Below are 16,651 nucleotides of genomic sequence, written 5' to 3' on the forward strand. Positions count from 1 at the left end.
AGCGCGGCCTTGGCCATGTTAAACGTCAGATGGTCGGGCATATGCCAATAGGGGTTGTAGACGGTGTAGTACATGACGCTGCCGATCATCGGCGTGCGCAGGACGCTGCCGGTCTTCTTGTCGATTTCATTCTTGCCGACGACGACCTTCATCGTGTCGACCGGAACGCCATTCTCGTACATCCACAGGCGTGCCGACACGATGTCGACCAGTACGAAGCGGTTCGACGGCGGCTTGAACCGGGCGCGTACCAGGTTGCGCGCCAGTAGGGCCGACTGTCCGCCATCGGGCAGGGCGGCCTCCACCAGCGCGGCCTGGCGGAGTCCGGCATAAACCGGGTTCAAGTTCCAAATCGACCGGACATGGTCGGCGAGCAGCGGCGCGCGCGCGGCCTGGGCCAGGATCGTCTCGCCGGTCGCGGGCCGCGGGCGGACCCAATTGTCGCCATAGGTCATGCCCGGGATCGGTTGAGACAGCGACTGCGCATAGTCGATCAGCGCCTGCGACATCATCCGGTCTGCGGTCTTGGCGGCGTCTGCATTACCGGTCTGGGCGGCAGTAACCGCGGCTTCGATCTGCACTGCCAGCGACGGCCCGTTGGCAAATCCGTCGATCGGGGCTTCGCGCAGCAACTGGATCAGCGCGACCTGCGCCTCGCGGTTCGCCATCCACAGAGGCGCGTCCTTCCGCGCCGAATAGAAACGATCAAGCGGGGTGAACGCGCGGACGACGGCCGGTGCGGTATAGGGCACCGGCAGCGGCTTTTTCTTGGCATAGGCCGGGGTCGCGCCGACGACGGCGGCGATAAGGGCAAGTCTACAGGTCGCTGAAATCACGGCAATTCCCCGAATGATGGCTCGTGCGCACTATAACCCATTGGCTGAACCTCGGCTGCATCATCCTCATCTAAGCGTCAACCAAAGTGGGCGAGTGTGACCTTGCGGCCACGCCTCAGCACGCCTCGAGCGATTTGCCGCGCGTCTCCTTGAGGAAGAAGATGGTCACCACCGCCGACAGAGCGGTGAAGCCGACCGCGTACCACAGCCCGGCATAGATATCGCCGGTGATGGCGACGATCGCGAAGCTGGTCACCGGCAGGAACCCGCCGACCCAGCCGGTGCCGATATGATAGGGTAGGCTCAGCGCGGTGTAGCGGATCCGGGTCGGGAACATCTCGACCAGCGCCGCCGCCTGCGGGCCGTAAAGCGCCGTCGCGGCGACGACGAACAGGAACAGGATCGTCAGCAGTGTCGGATAATGGACCGCATTGGGCGCGGCAGAGGCGGGATAGCCGGCCGCGACGAGCTGCGCCTTCAATGAGTCGCCGATCGCGCTCTTGCTTGCCTTGAGGCCGGGATCGTCGAGCGCTTCGCCGCCTGCGACGCCAAGCGCGCTATTGCCGACGCGGATCGTGGTAGCGCCGTCGGTCGCGGCGACGGTGCGATAGGCGATGCCCCTTGCAACGAGCAGGCTTTTGGCAATGTCGCACGCGCTGTCGAACCGGCGGGTGCCGGTCGGATCGAACTGGACCGCGCAGCTTGCGGGATCGGTCACCACCACCACCGGGCTGGCGCGCTGTGCCTCAACCAGCGCGGGGTTGGTCGACGCGGCGATCAGGTGCGAGCCGGGGAAGTAAAGCGCAAGCGCGAGCAGCATCCCGCCGAGCATCACCGGCTTGCGCCCGACGCGATCGCTAAGCCAGCCGAAGAAGACGTAGAGCGGCGCCGACACCAGGGTCATCGCGATCAGCAGGAAATCCTTGGTCGCGGCGGGCAGGCCGAGCGATTTCTCGAGGAACACCTGGAGGTAGAAAAAAGTGAAATACCAGACGGCGCCCTGGGCGCACATGATGGCGAAAAAGGCGATCAGAACCTGCTTGAGGCTTTCCTTGCGGGCAAACGCCTCGCGCAGCGGCGCCTTGGTCAGCTCGCCCTCGTCGCGCAATTTGGCGAAGGTCGGACTCTCGGACAGCTTGACCCGCATCCACACCGAAATCGCCAGCAGGATCGACGAAGCGAGGAACGGGATTCGCCAGCCCCACGCGTTGAAGGCGTCTTCGCCGAGCGCGGTGCGGGTGACGACGATCACCAGCAGTGCGGCGAGCAGCCCGAAGCTGGCCGAGGACTGGATCCACCCCGTGGCGGCGCCGCGCTTGTGGTCGGGTGAATGCTCGGCGACGTAGATTGCCGCGCCGCCATATTCGCCGCCGAGCGCGGTGCCCTGGCAGATGCGCAGGAACACCAGCAGGATCGGCGCGACGATTCCGGCCGAGGCGTAGGTCGGGAGCAGGCCGATGGCGAAGGTCGCGCCGCCCATCAGGCTGACGGTGGTGAGGAAGGTCGCCTTGCGCCCCACCCGATCGCCCATCGCGCCGAAGATGATCGCGCCCAGCGGGCGGAAGGCGAACCCGACGGCGAACAGGGCCAGCGCGGCGATCAGCGCCGAGGTCGGGTCGAGCCCGGCGAGGAAGGTCTTGGCGATGATCGGGGTCAGCGACCCGAAGATGAAGAAATCATACCATTCGAACGCGGTGCCGGTCGACGATGCGGCGATGACGCGGGTCATCGACCAGGGCTTGGTTGCTTCCGACAAAATGCTCTCCCGACTTTTTTGAGGAGCCTAGCGGCGGCGGGCGATCGTGCAAGGCTCGGCGGTCAGCGCTTCTCGATCCGCTCGCGCAGCGTTGCCACCCGCATGCCCCATTTGGTCACCGTCATGCGGTTGTCGAGCACGGTGCCGCCGGGCAGCGCAATGAGCCACTGCTCGACCTGCAAGCCGCCCTTCATCGGGTAACGGATGCGGATCGTACGACCGATGGCGACCGTCTCGACCGGGCCGCTGGCGTCGGTCAGGCTGCCGACATAGCGACCCGGCGCGACCTGTTTCAATTTCCACACGCGGGTGCGCGGCGGGTCGCCCTGCATCGCGATGAGTTGGGTCAGGGTCAGCGATCCGTCGCGGTTAGGCGTGCCGACGCTGTCGACCGTGACGGTGCGGATTCCCTTCATGATCTGGTCGAGCTTGCCGTCGCCGTGGCTCGGACCGGTGAAGAACGCCACCGGATCGAACGCCGGCCCGGCCTGGGTGGCCTCAGGCGGCGCGGCGGCGGTGCAGGCAGCGAGCGCCAGCAGGCCAACCGCAACGCCGCCGAAGCGCATCAGAGCCCGCGCGCCATGTCGATCACGAAGCGATAGCGGACGTCATTCTTGAGCAGCCGCTCATAGGCGTCGTTGACCTCGGGCATCGCGATCATCTCGCACTCAGGGTAAATGTCGTGCTGGGCGCAGAAATCGAGCATTTCCTGAGTCTCGGGAATGCCGCCGATCGCCGATCCGCCGACCGCGCGGTTCCAAAAGATCAAGTTCGCGCCGACAAAGCCCGGCATCGGCGTAAGTGCGCCGACGATCACCATCCGGCCCGAACGACCGAGCAGTTGGAGATAGCCATCGATCTCATGGCTGACGGGAATCGTGTTGAGGATGAAGTCGAAGCGGGTCGACGCGGCCTTCATCGCTTCGGCGTCGGTCGAGACGATGACTTCGTGCGCGCCGAGCGCCCGCGCATCCTCGCCCTTGCTCGCAGTGGTGGTGATGATGGTGACATGCGCCCCCATCGCGGCGGCCAGCTTGACCCCCATATGGCCGAGCCCGCCGAGCCCGATCACGGCGACCTTGCTGCCTTCGCCGACATTATACTGTCGCAGCGGCGAGTAAGTGGTGATCCCGGCACAAAGCAAGGGCGCGACGCGGGCGACGTCCATGCCGGCGGGGACCTTGCACACGAAATGATCGCGGACGACGATATGGTCGGTGTAGCCGCCCTTGCTGATCGTGGCGTCGTGGCGGTCCTTGCTGTTGTAAGTCTGGACCGCGCCCTCACGGCAGAAGATCTCCCAGCCCTCGAGGCACTGGTCGCATTGCATGCAGCTGTCGACCATGCACCCGACCGCAACGATGTCGCCGACCTTGTGCGCGGTAACGTCGCCGCCGACAGCAGTCACCGTGCCGACGATTTCATGGCCGGGGATGACCGGGTAGCGCGTTCCGCCCCAGTCATTGCGGCAGGTGTGGAGATCGGAATGGCAAATGCCCGCGTGGGTGATGTCGATCGCGACATCATCAGGCCGCAGGTCGCGGCGCTCGAATTCCATCATCTTGAGTGGCTGGTCGGCGGCGTCGGTGCCCCATCCCTTGGCTTGGGTCGGCATGCAAAATCTCCTGGTTCAGCTGGCGCGGGCGAGCAGTGCCATTGCCTGGGTTAAATGGGGGCGGTCGACCATCCGACCATCCACCGACAACACGCCAGCGGCCGGATCGGCCTCGAACGCCGCGACAATTTTTTGAGCGTGGGCGATATCGTCGGCCGACGGGGTGAAGGCGGCGTTGATCGGGGCGATCTGGTCGGGGTGGATCGCGAGCTTGCCGGTGAAGCCTTCGCGCGCGGCGGCCCGTGCTTCGGCGGTCAGCCCGGCCTCGTCGCGGAAGTCGGCGAATACGCCATCGACTGGCTGAACCCCGGCGGCAACCGCGCCGGCGAGGGTCAGGGAGCGGGCGAGGCGGTAAGTGAATGACAGGTTGCCGTCGGCATCATATTTGCTTGCGGCGCCAAGCGCGGCGGAAAGATCCTCGGCCCCCCAGCACATGGCGACGAGCGGGGCCTTGGCATCGCGATAGCTAAGCAGGCCGAACAGGCTGGCGGCGGTCTCGGTGACGATGGCGTGGATCGGCAGGTGCCCGGTGGTGTGGGACAGCTCGATCACGTCGGCGCCGCTTTCGGCTTTGGGCAGCACGACGCCTTCGAAATCGGCCGAGGCGAAGACTTCAAGGTCCTTCTTGTGATGATCGGTGCGCAGCGGGTTGATCCGCACCCACCAGCGCGGGCCGCCGTCGCGTTTGAGCGACTTGAGCAGGTCGCGCGCAGCTTGCTTGTTGCCGAGCGCAACACTGTCTTCGAGGTCGAAAATGATTGCGTCGGCGTCGGACGCGACCGCTTTCGCGATTTTCTTCTCGCTGTCGGCGGGGACGAACAGCCAACTACGCGGCGCGGCGTCGCTCATGCGGGCGATTTCAGGATCAGTGCGGAGCGGGTGCATTCGCACACTTTCTCGCCGCGCTGGTTGAAGCTGCGGTGGGCCCAGGTGACGATCCCCGCATTGGGCCGCGAGTTTGATTCGCGAAGTGCGATGCATTCGGTTTCGCTGCGCAGGGTGTCGCCGATGAACACCGGGCTCGGGAAGACGAGCTTGTCATAGCCGAGATTGGCGATGAGCGTGCCGAGCGTGGTGTCGGCGACCGACACGCCGACCATCAGCCCGAAAGTGAAAATCGAATTGACCAAAGGCTTGCCGAATTCGGACGCGGCGGCGGCCTCATGGTCGAGGTGCAGCGGTTGGGGATTGTGGGTCAGGGTGCTGATCAGCACATTGTCGGTTTCGGTGACGGTGCGCGTGACTTCGTGCGCGATCCTGTCACCAACCTGCCACTGATCGAAATATCGTCCGGCCATGCGGATGCCTCTAGGCGGGGAGCAGAAGCTCGGCAACCGCCTGCGTGATCGCGGCGCCGTCGAGGCGATAGGCAGCATAAAGTTGGGCGAGGCTGCCAGTCTGGCCGAAGCGTTCGACCCCGAGCGGCGCGACGCGATTGCCGAGGACTCCGCCGATCCAACTGAGCGAGGCTGGGGCGGCGTCGCACAAAGTGACGATACCAGCGCCGGGGGCGAGGCGGGCGAGAAGGCTTTCGATGTGGCTCGGGTGATATGTGCCCGACCAGCGTGACGCCTGCGCCGCGGTCCAGCCGCGGTGGAGCAGGTCGGGCGAGGTGACGGCGAGCAGGCCGAGACCGGGGATGTCGGCGCTGAGTTCGTCATGGGCGGCGATGGCTTCGGGCATGATCGCACCCATCGCGACGATCGCGGCTTCCGCCCCGGTAGCGGGTTCGCGCAGCCAGTATCCGCCCGCGAGCGCGCCCGATTTCCAACTGTCGTCGGCACGCTCGTGCTGGACGATCGAGCGGGTCGAGAGGCGCAGGTAGGTGGACTCGCCGGCGGGGTCGTCGATCAGGCGGAACGCTTCCTCCATCATCGCCGCCAGTTCGTCGGCGAAGGCCGGTTCGTAATGGCGCAGGCCGGGTTGGCCGAGCGCGATCAGCGGCGGGTTGATCGACTGGTGCGCGCCGCCTTCGGGTCCGAGCGTGATCCCGCTGGGCGTGGCGACGAGCAGGAAACGAGCGTCCTGATAGCAAGCATAATTGAGGCTATCGAGTCCGCGGGCAATGAACGGGTCGTACAGCGTCCCGATCGGAATCAGCCGCTCGCCGAACACATCGCCCGACAGGCCGAGCGCGGCCAACATCAGGAAAAGATTGGATTCTGCGATCCCAAGCTCCATGTGCTGACCCTGATTTGTGGCCGACCACTTTTGCGCAGATGGAACCTTTGCAGCCGCGAAAACGTCGGCCATGTCGCGGCGCTTGAACAATCCGCGCTGATTGACCCATGCGCCGAGGTTGGTCGAGACGGTGACGTCGGGCGAGGTGGTGACGATGCGGTCGGCTAGGTCGCCGCCGGCGCGGCTGAGATCGAGCAGGATGCGCCCGAAAGCCGCCTGGGTGGTTTGCTCCTCGCCGGTTGGGGCGGGGATCGGGGGAATGGCGATCCGCCCAAAATCGCGGCTGCGCTTGTCGCGGCGGATTCGGGTGGAGCCGATCAGTGCCTCGACCCCGGCGCGGGCGTTGCCGCCAATTCCGGCGAGCGGGATCCATTCGTCACCCTGCGCGATGCCCATCATGTCGCGCATCGCATGCGCCTGGGTCGGGTTCATCAGCCCCGAATGATTGTCCTTGTGGCCCGCAAACGGCAGTCCGAACCCTTTGACCGTCCACGCGACGAACAACGTCGGGACGTCGTCCATCGCCGCGTCAAACGCTTGCGTGAGCGTTTCCATGCAATGCCCGCCAAGGTTGCTCATCAGCGCGCCCAGCGCCTCGTCGTCGAGGCCCTTGAGGAACGGCGCGCCGGCCTTGCCGAGGTCGCCCTCGATCCGGGCCCGCCACGCCGCGCCGCCCTGGTAGAGCAAGACCGCGCTGTCGGCGTTGGGCAGGTTGTCGAGCCAGCCCCTAACCGCTGGGACCTTGTCGAGCGCATCGCTCAGCTCCTTGCCGTAGCGAAGCTCAACCGTTCGCCAGCCGCAACTCGCGAAAATCTCGTCGAACCGCTCGAACATGCGGTCGGCCGAGGTCGCATCGAGGCTTTGGCGGTTGTAATCGACGATCCACCAGCAGTTGCGGATGTCGTGCTTGTAGGCCTCGATTAGACATTCGTAGATATTGCCTTCGTCCAATTCGGCGTCGCCAATCAAAGCGACGAACCGTCCGCGATCTTCGTCGGCCATCTTGCCGTGCGCGGTGAGATAATCCTGCACCAGGCTGGCGAAGGCGGTGATTGCCACGCCCAGCCCGACCGATCCCGTGGAGAAATCGACCGGGATCTGGTCCTTGGTGCGGCTAGGGTAACTCTGCATTCCGCCGAAGCCGCGGAAGTTCTGGAGCTGCTCGAGGGTCTGGCTGCCGAGCAAATAATGGATCGCGTGGAGCACCGGCCCGGCATGCGGCTTGACCGCGACCCGATCATTGGGGCCGAGCGCGTGGAAATAGAGCGCCGCCATGATCGCAGTCATCGACGCGCAACTCGCCTGATGACCCCCGACCTTGAGGCCATCGGTGGCTTCGCGGACGTGGTTGGCGTGATGGATCGTCCAGCTCGACAGGAAGCGAAGCTTGTCGTCGAGGATCTTGAGCGCGTCGATGTCGGTCGTCATGCCACTGCCCTAGCGCGGGATTGCCCCGACTCAAACCCGCCCGTTCACTACCGGTAACGCCGAGCCGATGCCTCCGCGCGCCCGCTCGAACTTCCTTCGCGGCGCGGGTCGCTTATCCTATTGCGTTTTGCGGAGACTGACATGGCGTGGATGATTGGACGGACGGCGGCGCTGTCCGACCCCGAGCAAGCGCGGGCGAAGATATTGACGAAATTGCACGGGCTGGCCGAGCTCGACGATCCGGAATCGGTGGTCGTTCCGATCCTGATCGACGCGCTGCTGATGGTCGAAAGCTATCGCGGCGCGCGGCACCAGATCAGCTTCCTGCCCGAACTGACCGAAAGCATCGACGCCTTGCTGCGCGACCTGACGATTGCCGAGAAGACCAAGGAATGGGCCGGCAGTTGATCAGCCGCTGATCGGCTCGGATGACTGCCCGGCGTCACTGACCAAGCCGTCGGTCATCCAGCGACCGAGCATCGTGCCGGCGGCGGCGACACCGGCGTCGCCGCCGCAGGCATCGACCAGCGCGGCGCACAATTGTTCGAACGTTGCACCGCTTTGCATCAAGGGCAGGCCGATGGCTTCGACCGGATCGAGCAAGCGAAATTGCGATCGCATATACTGACGCCAGACGAGCAGCATTGTATGGTGGTGCGGCAGGTCGAGCGGCGGCATGTCGGTGGCGGAATCGATTGCGCTCCACAGCGCGGCGCAGTCGGTCGTGACGATGCGTGTCGCTAGCCCCGGGATGAAGGCGAGCCGAAGGTTGAGCCAGTCGTCCTCACTGTAATGCGATGCCTGGTCGGCAAAATCGGCGGCGGCCAGCACCGGCCCGTCGGGACTGGTGAAAATCTGCTGCATTTCCCATTCCAGCCAGGCCAGTTCCGCAATCTCCGGATCATTGGGGAATAATTCGCCCAGCGTATCGCTGAACCCCAGCCCGAGGTCGTCGAGCGTCCAGCTGGAGGGGGGATGGAGGATCAGATGATGCGCCGCCGCGGCGTCGAAGCTGTCATCGCCAATCCATTGCCGGCTTTTGTCGAAGGCACTGCGCAGGCAATCGCGCAGGCGCGAGCGATAGGCGGTGCGATAGACCGCGAGCCCGTCCCGCATGTCGGTCGGCCAGTCGAGCACGCCCGCTTCCTCGACGCCGGTCACGGTTGCCTGAAACTGCCGCTGGATGGCCGACAGGTTGGTCATGCGGCGCGGCGTTCGGCGAGGGGCGCGCGGCGTCGGGCAATGTCCAGCTCATCGAGCAAATCGGCGAGCGGGGGGATATCATCATCGCGCTCGATCATCGTCGCGACCGGGCCGAAGCGGCGGCTGGCGAGGTCGTACAGCGACCAGACGTCATCCGCGACCGGGCTGTCATGGGTATCGATCAGCATCGCTTCGCCCTGGCTGTGCCCGGCGAGATGGATCTGGCGCACGCGGTCGGCGGGGATGGCGTCGAGATAAGTCGTCGCGTCGAAGCCGTGGTTGCGGCTGCTGACAAAGATATTGTTCACGTCGAGCAACAGGTAGCAGCCGGTGCGTTGGCACATTGCGGCGAGGAATTCCCATTCGGTCATGCCGCAATCGGCGAACTGGACGTAGCTCGATGGATTTTCGAACAGCATCGGTCGTTCGAGCGCATCCTGCGCCACCGCGATATTGGCGCAGACCGTGTCGAGCGCTGCCTCGCTATAGGGCAGCGGCAACAGGTCATGCGTGTGGTGATCGCCGATCCCGGTCCAGCACAGATGATCCGACACCCACAACGGGCGAACCCGGTCGACGAGGGTCTTGAGGCGCTTAAGATAGGCATGGTCGAGCCCGTCGGCCGAGCCGATCGACATCGACACGCCGTGCATTGCGACCGGATAGCGCTCGCGGATCGAATCGAGCGTGGCCAAGGGGCGGCCGCCGTCGACCATGAAATTCTCCGAGATGATTTCGACGAAATCGACCGGCACGTCGCGGTCCAGATAATCGGCATAATGCGGCCGGCGCAGGCCAAGGCCAAAGCCGGCAAAAGCGGCGATCTCGGTCGTCATGGTCATTCGCCTTTGGTGCGTCGGAAGAGACGACGGCCCGGCTGCAAGGGGCGCGCAGCCGGGCCGCCTGGCCTTAGCCTTGCAAGTCGCCGATCGTGCCGCCCTTGCTGAGGCATTGGCTTGCCTTGAGCGCCTTGAAGCCATGACCCTTGCACTCGTTATGGCCTTTGCATTCATTCGCCGTGGTCTTGCAGTCGGCCGTGCCCTTGCAGCTGTTGACGCCATAACAATGAACGGTGTCGGCGCCGCCGACAGCAGCACCCGTGCTGCCGCTCGGGGCCGGTGCGGCTGCGGCGATCGACGCCATTGCGAACAATGCGGCGGCGCTGGTGAAGCGGACTCCAGTGCGAAGGTTGGTCATCAGATGGTCTCCCGAAAATGCGTTACGCCAAATTGGCATCTGGCATTCGCTGCATTGCCGCCGATGGTTACAGCTGCTGACCGAAACGATTCTTTTCGGTCGGCCTGTAACAATCCATTGGTCGGCGGCGAATGGGATGATCGACGTCCCGATCAAACCACGGGCCGATCCTTCAAGGAGAGAATAGATGCCCCAATTGTCCGCTCGTCATTTGCTCGCCGGCCTGATCGCCGCATCGGTTACTGCCGGCCTTGCGACCGCGGCTTCGGCCGAGGTCAAGAAGCCCGCGACCGAAAAATGCTTTGGCGTTGCCAAGGCGGGCAAGAATGATTGCGCCGCCGGTGCGGGCACCAGCTGCGCCGGAACGTCGACCAAAGATTTTCAGGGCAATGCGTGGAAACTGGTCAAGGCCGGGACCTGCCTGACGATCAAGACCCCCAAGGGCAATGGCTCGCTGAGCGCCAAGGCCTGATCGGGTGAGCAAGGCCATCGCCGCCTATAACCGCGTCGTCGGCGCGCTCGAAAGCAAGCTGAGCGAAGGCGTCGCCTTGCTGGTGCTGCGCGTGGCCTTCGCTGGTATCTTCTGGCGGTCGGGACGGACCAAGATTGCCGAGGGCAGCTGGATCACGCTGAGCGACACCACCAAGGCCCTGTTCCGCGACGAATATGCCGGCGTGCCGCTTCCGCCCGACCTCGCGGCAGTGGCGGCAACTGCGGCGGAACATCTGTTCCCCATCTTGTTATTGGTCGGCCTGGCGACGCGATTGTCGGCGATGGCGCTGCTGGGAATGACTTTTATCATCCAGTTGTTCGTCTTTCCCGATGCGTGGTGGCCGGTTCATTCGTTATGGGTGGCGATGGCGCTCATCTTGATCGCGCGTGGAGGCGGACTATTTTCGGTCGATCAACTGCTGACCAAGGGCCGTCGCCGGTGAAAGCCGATGAGCCCAGCATGGCGCGCCTGATGGCGCTCGCCCAGGCCGGCGACCGACAGGCCTATCTGGTCCTGCTGACGAACTGCAATTCGTGGCTGAAACGCTATTTCGGCCGCCGTGTAGCGCCGTCGAGCCTCGATGATCTGGTGCAAGACACGTTGCTGGCGCTGCACCGCAAGCTGTCGAGTTATGACCCGACCCGGCCGTTCCTGCCGTGGCTGGCAGCGATCGCGCGCTATCGCTGGGTCGATCATCTGCGGCAATATTACCGCGCCGAACTGGTCGAGCTCGACCGCGATCTGCCCGATCATGGCGATCACGAACAGCTTGCCGCGCGGCTCAGCCTCGAGCGGCTATTTGCCCATTTGCCCGCCGGGCAAGCGAGGGCAATCGAGCTGGTCAAGATTCACGGACTGTCGATCGCCGAGGCCTCGCATGCGTGCGGCCAGAGCGAACCACTGGTCAAAACCAACATCCATCGCGGGCTGAAGAAGCTGGCGATCCTGATTGAAGAAGCGGAATGAACCATGCCGACTAATCCCAATTTCGAAATCGCGGCGTTGGTCGACGATTTGCGGCCAGCCCGCGCCATGAAGGTGCGCACCGGCCTTGCCCTGACGGGGATGGTGGCGGTGGCCGTCATCCTGTCGACCATCTTGCTGCTCGGCCTTCGGCCCGATGTCGCGGCCGGGCGGTTCCAGCCGCTGTTCCTGTTCGCCAACGGCTTGTTCCTGATCGTCGCCTTGGGCACCGCCCTCGCCGCGATCCGGATGGGCCTGCCGCGTGTCGGTCAGTCCAGCCAGGGTTGGAAATCGGTGGTCACCGCACTCGGCCTGTTGCCGGTCGCGGCGCTGATCATGCTGGTCTCGCGAACCGAGCTAATGCCAGCCGTGCTGGTCACCAGCCATGAACTGAAGTGCGTCGCGATGGGGCTCGCGCTCGGCCTGGTCAATGCGGCGGTGCTGGTGTGGTGGCTCCGCCGCGGCGCGCCAACCTCCCCCGAACGCGCTGGCTTGCTAGTCGGGCTGTCGTCGGGCGCGGTCGGTATTTTTGCCTTTGCCTTCCATTGCCCGTTCGACAGTTTCTACCATGTCGGACTGTGGCACATGGTGCCGCTCGTCCTCGGCGCGATGCTTGGCCGATTGGTCGTTCCACCATTGGTGCGCTGGTAACAAACGGCGCGGATTAGACTCGGTCGTTCGCCCGATCGTAATGTTCCTGCGCCGCGCGGATGCAGGCGATATGCTCGATCGCCCATTCGCCCAGCGCCTTGACCGGCTCGCGTAACGAGATGCCGAGCTCGGTCAGTTCATAATCGACGCGCGGCGGGATGGTCGGGGTGACCGTTCGCGTAACGAGGCCGTCGCGCTCCAGGCCACGCAGGCTGAGCGTCAGCATACGCTGCGAAATGCCGTCGATCTCGCGCTTCAATTCGCTGAAGCGGCGCGATCCGTTGGCCAGGATCATGACGATCATCATGCTCCATTTGTCGCCGACCCGATTGAGCACTGGCGCGACATTCTTGCAGCCTGCCGACTGGAGGCAGGGGCCGCCCGCAGTCGCACTGCGAGCATCATATGATGCGGGCACAATTTTGTGACTGGGTAACAAATTTTTGCGTTCTTGAAGCTGGTCCATAGACGGTTATTTAAAGTGGTCCGCTAACAAATCAATACCAGGGATCAAAACATGACCATCCTCAAGATCGACAGCAGCATCACCGGCGAGGCAAGCGTCAGCCGCCAGTTGACCAATGCCATCATCGACCAACTGAAGGCGCAGGATTCGGGCGCGACCATCGTCACCCGCGACCTCGTGGCCGAACCGCTCGACCATCTCACGCTGGCTGCCTTCGCCGACACCAAGGTGCTCGACGAATTCCTCGCCGCGGACACCATCGTGATCGGTGCGCCAATGTATAATTTCGGCGTGCCGAGCCAGTTGAAGGCGTGGATCGACCGCATCGCGGTGGCCGGTAAGACCTTCCGCTACACCGCCAATGGCCCCGAAGGACTGGTCGGCGACAAGCGCGTGATCGTCGCCATTTCGCGCGGTGGATTTTACGACACCACAAGCCCGTTCGAACATGTCGAAACCTATCTGGCCGGCCTGTTCGGGTTCATTGGGGTCAAGCCGGAATTCGTCCAGGCCAACGGCATTGCGGCCGGGCCGGAGCAGCGCGAAGCTGGCATCGCCAACGGGCTGGAAGAGGTCGAACGGTTAGCAGCATGAGGCGAGCGGCGCGCCGTGTGCGCGCCGCTTCACCTGGGATTCATCGACCGGGGGCCACCTTCCAGTCGCGATTGAAAGCGAGAAACTTTATGATGAGCCTGACCCCGTTCGACACCCACCAGTCGACCGACCGCGAGGATTTCGGCGAAGTCGAATATCTGCTGCGGCGGGCCGATGAGGAAACCGTCGCCGCAATTCGCGCGACCGATAATCGGGTGTTCGCGAGCCACGCCGGAATGGCCAAAAGCTATTCGATCAAGTCGCTCGAATTGATCGCCCGGATCGACGGTGCGGCTCGCTAACTGAGCAGCCGCAGCGGGTTTTCGATCAATTTCTTCATCGCCTGGAGGAAATTGGCTGCGTCCCAGCCATCGACCACGCGGTGATCGCAGCTTAGCGACAGGTTCATCAGCTTGCGCGCTTCCAGCTCGCCGTCGATGATCACCGGCATTTCGCGCACTTTGTTGACCGCGATAATCGCGACTTCGGGGCGGTTGATGACCGGGGTCGAGGTGATTCCGCCCATCGGGCCGAGGCTCGACAAGGTGATGGTCGATCCGGACAATTCCTCGCGGCTGGCCTTGCCCGACTTGGCGGCATCGGCGAGCCGAGCTACGTCGCGGGCGAGTTGCCATACACTCTTGGACTGGGCGTCGCGGATCACTGGGACCATCAGCCCGCCGGGGGTTTGGGTGGCCATGCCGAGGTGCATCGCGCCGTGGCGGGTGAGCGACATATTGTCATCGTCGAACGTGGCATTGAGCATCGGCCAGTAGGGCAGAGCCTTGCCCATCGCGGCAATCAGGAACGGCAGCAGGGTGAGCTTGGGATTGTCGCCGCGGTCGGCGTTCATCATCGCCCGCGTGTCCTCGAGCTCGGTGACATCAAATTCCTCGACCAAGGTAAAATGTGGGATCCGGCGCTTCGCCTCCTGCATATTTTCGGCGATCTTGCGGCGCAGACCGACCACTTTGATGGTTTCGTCGGGGCGGGTCGCGGTGGGGGCGTGGCCGGGGCTGCCGCCATTGTAGAGCAGATAGGCGTCGAGGTCCGAATGGCGGACCCGGTCAGAAGTGGTTTTGACGTGCGCCAGGTCGATCCCGAGGTCGCGCGCACGTTGACGAACGGCGGGAGAGGCGAGGGTTTTTGAGTGATCCCCCGATCCGTTTGTGTCGAGCGAAGTCGAGACACGTTTTTCTGCCTTTGCGCCACGCCCCTCGACTTCGCTCGGGACGAACGGGGTTGGGGCCGGAGCTTCGGCTTGTGTCGCGGCAATTGGAATTGCTTCCGCCTGCGCCTCGGTCGCCACCCCCGCGCCGTCGGCCATCGGCTGTTCGTCGCGGCTTTCCGCAGCGCTCGCATCACCCGCCGTCTCGATCTCGACCAAGACCGATCCGATCGCAATCTGGTCGCCGACGTCGCCGGCCAGCTTGATCACCGTGCCCGCGACGGGACTTTCCATTTCGACCGTCGCCTTGTCAGTCATCATGTCGGCGAGTTGCTGATCCTCGCCGATGATGTCGCCGACCTTGACGTGCCAGGCGACGATCTCAGCCTCGGCAATGCCTTCGCCAATGTCGGGGAGTTTGAACTTGTAGACGCTCATGCGGCCATGACCTTCTTGAGGGCGTTTTTCATCCGGATCGGGCCGGGGAAGTAAATCCATTCATAGGCGTGCGGGTAGGGCGTGTCCCATCCCGCGACCCGCTCGACCGGGGCTTCGAGGTGGTAGAAGCAACGCTCCTGCACCAGCGCCGCGAGTTCGGCGCCGAAGCCCGACGTCCTGGTCGCTTCCTGCACGATCAGGCAGCGGCCGGTTTTCCTGACGCTTTCCTCGATCGTTTCGATGTCGAGCGGGATCAGGGTGCGAAGGTCGATCACTTCGGCGTCGATCCCCAATTCCTCGACCGAGGCGAGGCTGACATGGACCATCGTGCCATAGGTCAGGATCGTCAACGACTCGCCTTCGCGCACTACTTTCGCCTTGCCCAGGGGAACGGTGTAATGGCCGTCGGGTACCTCGCTCAAAGCATGCTTCGACCACGGCGTGACGGGCTTGTCGTGATGGCCGTCGAACGGGCCGTTGTAGATCCTTTTGGGCTCAAAGAAGAGCACCGGATCGGGATCCTCGATCGCCGCGATCAGCAAGCCCTTGGCGTCATAGGGGTTGGACGGGATGACCGTCTTGATCCCGGTGATGTGGGTGAACAACGCCTCGGGTGATTGGCTGTGGGTCTGGCCGCCGAAGATGCCGCCGCCATAGGGACTGCGGATGACCATCGGCATGGTCCATTCGCCCGCCGTGCGATAGCGCATGCGGGCGACTTCGCTGACGATCTGGTCGTAGCCGGGATAGATATAATCGGCGAACTGGATCTCGACCACCGGCTTGAGGCCATAAGCTGCCATGCCGACCGCCGTGCCGATGATCCCGCCTTCCGAAATCGGGGCGTCGAAGCAGCGGGTCTTGCCGAACTGCTCCTGCAGGCCGGCGGTGGCGCGGAACACCCCGCCGAAATAACCGACATCTTCGCCGTAGACGACAATATCGGGATCGCGTTCCATCATCACGCGGTGGGCGTCGTTGATCGCCTCGATCATGTTCCGGCCAGTGGACTTTACAGCGCTCATGATGCGTCCCGACCGAGGAATTCGCGGGCTTCGTCAAGCGCGGCGTCGCGTTGCTCGGCGATGTGCCACGGAACCTCCGCGAACACGTCCTCGAACATCGATCCGATATTTTCGAAGCCTTGCTGCGACAGAATGCCCTGCTTCTCGGCCTCTTTCTGCGCTGCGCGGACGGAAGCGTCGATCTCCTCGTCCAATGCGGCGTCGCGTTCATCATCCCATTCGCCAAGTGCCAACAGATGCGCCTTAAGCCGCGCGATCGGGTCGCCCAAAGGCCAGGCGTCGGGTTCGCCCTTGGGGCGGTAGCCGGTCGGGTCGTCGGAGGTCGAATGGCCTTCCGCGCGGTAAGTGAAGAATTCGATCAATGTCGGACCGCCATTGGTCCGCGCGCGCTCCGAAGCCCAGCGCACGGCGGCGTAGACCGCGAGCGCGTCATTGCCGTCGACGCGAAGCCCGGCAATGCCATAGCCGACCGCGCGGCTGGCGAAGGTCGCCTGCTCCGACCCGGCGATGCCCGAGAAGCTGGAGATCGCCCACTGGTTGTTGACAACGCCGAGGATCACCGGCGCCTGATAGACCGCGGCGAAGGTCAGCGCCGAATGGAAGTCGCCCTCGGCGGTCGCGCCATCGCCGATCCAGC

The 16,651-nt window shown here is 64.2% G+C and carries 21 protein-coding genes; 7 read left to right on the plus strand and 14 right to left on the minus strand.

Translation table 11 applies throughout. The features are described 5' to 3' along the window. The 7 genes from RMN73_RS09540 to RMN73_RS09570 all read right to left on the minus strand — a co-directional run. On the minus strand, window positions 1-836 hold an 836-nt coding region (locus tag RMN73_RS09540; protein WP_309603092.1), incomplete at its 3' end, for a L,D-transpeptidase family protein. A gap of 115 nt (window positions 837-951) precedes the next feature. Continuing rightward, window positions 952-2,565 (minus strand): MFS transporter, encoded by a 1,614-nt coding sequence (locus RMN73_RS09545; RefSeq protein ID WP_309603093.1) that lies wholly within the window; start codon window positions 2,563-2,565, stop codon window positions 952-954. A gap of 89 nt (window positions 2,566-2,654) precedes the next feature. Next, the gene (locus RMN73_RS09550; protein WP_309603094.1) at window positions 2,655-3,158 is read right to left on the minus strand and encodes a DUF3833 family protein; all 504 of its coding nucleotides are present in this window, start codon (window positions 3,156-3,158) and stop codon (window positions 2,655-2,657) included. Next, window positions 3,158-4,207: an NAD(P)-dependent alcohol dehydrogenase gene (locus RMN73_RS09555; protein ID WP_309603095.1), complete on the minus strand. Its 1,050-nt coding sequence runs from the start codon at window positions 4,205-4,207 to the stop codon at window positions 3,158-3,160. Before RMN73_RS09555 ends, RMN73_RS09550 begins: the two co-directional genes overlap by 1 nt. 15 nt (window positions 4,208-4,222) lie before the next feature. Then, the gene (locus RMN73_RS09560; protein WP_309603096.1) at window positions 4,223-5,056 is read right to left on the minus strand and encodes a CoA ester lyase; all 834 of its coding nucleotides are present in this window, start codon (window positions 5,054-5,056) and stop codon (window positions 4,223-4,225) included. Beyond that, complete coding sequence (locus tag RMN73_RS09565; RefSeq protein WP_309603097.1) at window positions 5,053-5,505, minus strand: MaoC family dehydratase; 453 nt, start codon at window positions 5,503-5,505, stop codon at window positions 5,053-5,055. Before RMN73_RS09565 ends, RMN73_RS09560 begins: the two co-directional genes overlap by 4 nt. Before the next feature lie 10 nt (window positions 5,506-5,515). Beyond that, window positions 5,516-7,816 carry a transketolase gene (locus RMN73_RS09570; protein WP_309603098.1) on the minus strand — a complete coding sequence of 767 codons (2,301 nt, stop codon included), beginning with the start codon at window positions 7,814-7,816 and terminating at the stop codon, window positions 5,516-5,518. A gap of 141 nt (window positions 7,817-7,957) precedes the next feature. On the opposite strand from RMN73_RS09570, the gene RMN73_RS09575 reads away from it, so the two are divergent. Continuing rightward, window positions 7,958-8,224, plus strand: a complete 267-nt coding sequence (locus tag RMN73_RS09575; protein ID WP_309603099.1) for a hypothetical protein — start codon at window positions 7,958-7,960, stop codon at window positions 8,222-8,224. Here RMN73_RS09575 and RMN73_RS09580 read toward each other — a convergent pair whose 3' ends face one another. From RMN73_RS09580 to RMN73_RS09590, 3 genes are all read right to left on the minus strand, one after another. Further along, window positions 8,225-9,019, minus strand: a complete 795-nt coding sequence (locus RMN73_RS09580; RefSeq protein ID WP_309603100.1) for a DNA-binding domain-containing protein — start codon at window positions 9,017-9,019, stop codon at window positions 8,225-8,227. It lies immediately after the preceding gene. Then, entirely contained in the window at window positions 9,016-9,855 is an 840-nt protein-coding gene (locus RMN73_RS09585; protein ID WP_309603101.1) for a DUF692 domain-containing protein, read from the minus strand. The genes RMN73_RS09580 and RMN73_RS09585 overlap by 4 nt, the downstream gene beginning before the upstream one ends. A 73-nt stretch (window positions 9,856-9,928) precedes the next feature. After that, window positions 9,929-10,216 carry a hypothetical protein gene (locus RMN73_RS09590; RefSeq protein ID WP_309603102.1) on the minus strand — a complete coding sequence of 96 codons (288 nt, stop codon included), beginning with the start codon at window positions 10,214-10,216 and terminating at the stop codon, window positions 9,929-9,931. A 187-nt stretch (window positions 10,217-10,403) separates the two neighbouring features. Between RMN73_RS09590 and RMN73_RS09595 the strand changes: the two genes are divergently transcribed. From RMN73_RS09595 to RMN73_RS09610, 4 genes are read left to right on the plus strand one after another with little or no spacing between them, the layout of a single operon-like run. Continuing rightward, entirely contained in the window at window positions 10,404-10,688 is a 285-nt protein-coding gene (locus RMN73_RS09595) for a DUF2282 domain-containing protein (protein ID WP_309603103.1), read from the plus strand. 4 nt (window positions 10,689-10,692) lie between these two features. Then, window positions 10,693-11,151: a DoxX family protein gene (locus tag RMN73_RS09600; RefSeq protein WP_309603104.1), complete on the plus strand. Its 459-nt coding sequence runs from the start codon at window positions 10,693-10,695 to the stop codon at window positions 11,149-11,151. 17 nt (window positions 11,152-11,168) lie between these two features. Beyond that, window positions 11,169-11,675 carry a sigma-70 family RNA polymerase sigma factor gene (locus RMN73_RS09605; protein WP_309603105.1) on the plus strand — a complete coding sequence of 169 codons (507 nt, stop codon included), beginning with the start codon at window positions 11,169-11,171 and terminating at the stop codon, window positions 11,673-11,675. Window positions 11,676-11,678: 3 nt separating this feature from the next. Next, the gene (locus tag RMN73_RS09610) at window positions 11,679-12,323 is read left to right on the plus strand and encodes a DUF1109 domain-containing protein (RefSeq protein WP_309603106.1); all 645 of its coding nucleotides are present in this window, start codon (window positions 11,679-11,681) and stop codon (window positions 12,321-12,323) included. Between the two features lie 13 nt (window positions 12,324-12,336). On the opposite strand, the gene RMN73_RS09615 is transcribed toward RMN73_RS09610, so the two are convergent. Then, on the minus strand, window positions 12,337-12,789 hold the full coding sequence (locus tag RMN73_RS09615; protein ID WP_309603107.1) for a helix-turn-helix domain-containing protein: 453 nt from the start codon (window positions 12,787-12,789) through the stop codon (window positions 12,337-12,339). A 51-nt stretch (window positions 12,790-12,840) separates the two neighbouring features. Here RMN73_RS09615 and RMN73_RS09620 point away from each other — a divergent pair, with 51 nt between their 5' ends. Together RMN73_RS09620 and RMN73_RS09625 are read left to right on the plus strand one after the other, a co-directional pair. Next, entirely contained in the window at window positions 12,841-13,383 is a 543-nt protein-coding gene (locus tag RMN73_RS09620; RefSeq protein ID WP_309603108.1) for an NAD(P)H-dependent oxidoreductase, read from the plus strand. A 92-nt stretch (window positions 13,384-13,475) separates the two neighbouring features. Further along, window positions 13,476-13,685 (plus strand): hypothetical protein, encoded by a 210-nt coding sequence (locus RMN73_RS09625; protein WP_309603109.1) that lies wholly within the window; start codon window positions 13,476-13,478, stop codon window positions 13,683-13,685. Here RMN73_RS09625 and RMN73_RS09630 read toward each other — a convergent pair. From RMN73_RS09630 to RMN73_RS09640, 3 genes are all read right to left on the minus strand, one after another. After that, complete coding sequence (locus RMN73_RS09630; protein ID WP_309603110.1) at window positions 13,682-14,989, minus strand: dihydrolipoamide acetyltransferase family protein; 1,308 nt, start codon at window positions 14,987-14,989, stop codon at window positions 13,682-13,684. The two genes, RMN73_RS09625 and RMN73_RS09630, sit on opposite strands and share 4 nt — an antisense overlap. Next, window positions 14,986-16,014, minus strand: coding sequence for an alpha-ketoacid dehydrogenase subunit beta (locus RMN73_RS09635; RefSeq protein ID WP_309603111.1), 1,029 nt, complete (start codon window positions 16,012-16,014; stop codon window positions 14,986-14,988). The genes RMN73_RS09630 and RMN73_RS09635 overlap by 4 nt, the downstream gene beginning before the upstream one ends. Continuing rightward, window positions 16,011-16,651, minus strand: a 641-nt coding sequence (locus RMN73_RS09640) for a thiamine pyrophosphate-dependent enzyme (protein WP_309603112.1), incomplete at its 5' end; no start/stop codon positions are given. The genes RMN73_RS09640 and RMN73_RS09635, both read right to left, overlap by 4 nt.

It is taken from the genome of Sphingomonas sp., assembly GCF_031372575.1.
Lineage (GTDB): Bacteria > Pseudomonadota > Alphaproteobacteria > Sphingomonadales > Sphingomonadaceae > Sphingomicrobium.

Bases quoted from the DNA above. Each gene is read 5' to 3' on its own strand.
- RMN73_RS09545 (WP_309603093.1), bottom strand. From the start codon at position 2,565: ATGACCCGCGTCATCGCCGCATCGTCGACCGGCACCGCGTTCGAATGG.
- RMN73_RS09550 (WP_309603094.1), bottom strand. From the start codon at position 3,158: ATGCGCTTCGGCGGCGTTGCGGTTGGCCTGCTGGCGCTCGCTGCCTGC.
- RMN73_RS09555 (WP_309603095.1), bottom strand. From the start codon at position 4,207: ATGCCGACCCAAGCCAAGGGATGGGGCACCGACGCCGCCGACCAGCCA.
- RMN73_RS09560 (WP_309603096.1), bottom strand. From the start codon at position 5,056: ATGAGCGACGCCGCGCCGCGTAGTTGGCTGTTCGTCCCCGCCGACAGC.
- RMN73_RS09565 (WP_309603097.1), bottom strand. From the start codon at position 5,505: ATGGCCGGACGATATTTCGATCAGTGGCAGGTTGGTGACAGGATCGCG.
- RMN73_RS09570 (WP_309603098.1), bottom strand. From the start codon at position 7,816: ATGACGACCGACATCGACGCGCTCAAGATCCTCGACGACAAGCTTCGC.
- RMN73_RS09575 (WP_309603099.1), top strand. From the start codon at position 7,958: ATGGCGTGGATGATTGGACGGACGGCGGCGCTGTCCGACCCCGAGCAA.
- RMN73_RS09580 (WP_309603100.1), bottom strand. From the start codon at position 9,019: ATGACCAACCTGTCGGCCATCCAGCGGCAGTTTCAGGCAACCGTGACC.
- RMN73_RS09585 (WP_309603101.1), bottom strand. From the start codon at position 9,855: ATGACGACCGAGATCGCCGCTTTTGCCGGCTTTGGCCTTGGCCTGCGC.
- RMN73_RS09590 (WP_309603102.1), bottom strand. From the start codon at position 10,216: ATGACCAACCTTCGCACTGGAGTCCGCTTCACCAGCGCCGCCGCATTG.
- RMN73_RS09595 (WP_309603103.1), top strand. From the start codon at position 10,404: ATGCCCCAATTGTCCGCTCGTCATTTGCTCGCCGGCCTGATCGCCGCA.
- RMN73_RS09605 (WP_309603105.1), top strand. From the start codon at position 11,169: ATGGCGCGCCTGATGGCGCTCGCCCAGGCCGGCGACCGACAGGCCTAT.
- RMN73_RS09610 (WP_309603106.1), top strand. From the start codon at position 11,679: ATGCCGACTAATCCCAATTTCGAAATCGCGGCGTTGGTCGACGATTTG.
- RMN73_RS09615 (WP_309603107.1), bottom strand. From the start codon at position 12,789: ATGGACCAGCTTCAAGAACGCAAAAATTTGTTACCCAGTCACAAAATT.
- RMN73_RS09620 (WP_309603108.1), top strand. From the start codon at position 12,841: ATGACCATCCTCAAGATCGACAGCAGCATCACCGGCGAGGCAAGCGTC.
- RMN73_RS09625 (WP_309603109.1), top strand. From the start codon at position 13,476: ATGAGCCTGACCCCGTTCGACACCCACCAGTCGACCGACCGCGAGGAT.
- RMN73_RS09630 (WP_309603110.1), bottom strand. From the start codon at position 14,989: ATGAGCGTCTACAAGTTCAAACTCCCCGACATTGGCGAAGGCATTGCC.
- RMN73_RS09635 (WP_309603111.1), bottom strand. From the start codon at position 16,014: ATGAGCGCTGTAAAGTCCACTGGCCGGAACATGATCGAGGCGATCAAC.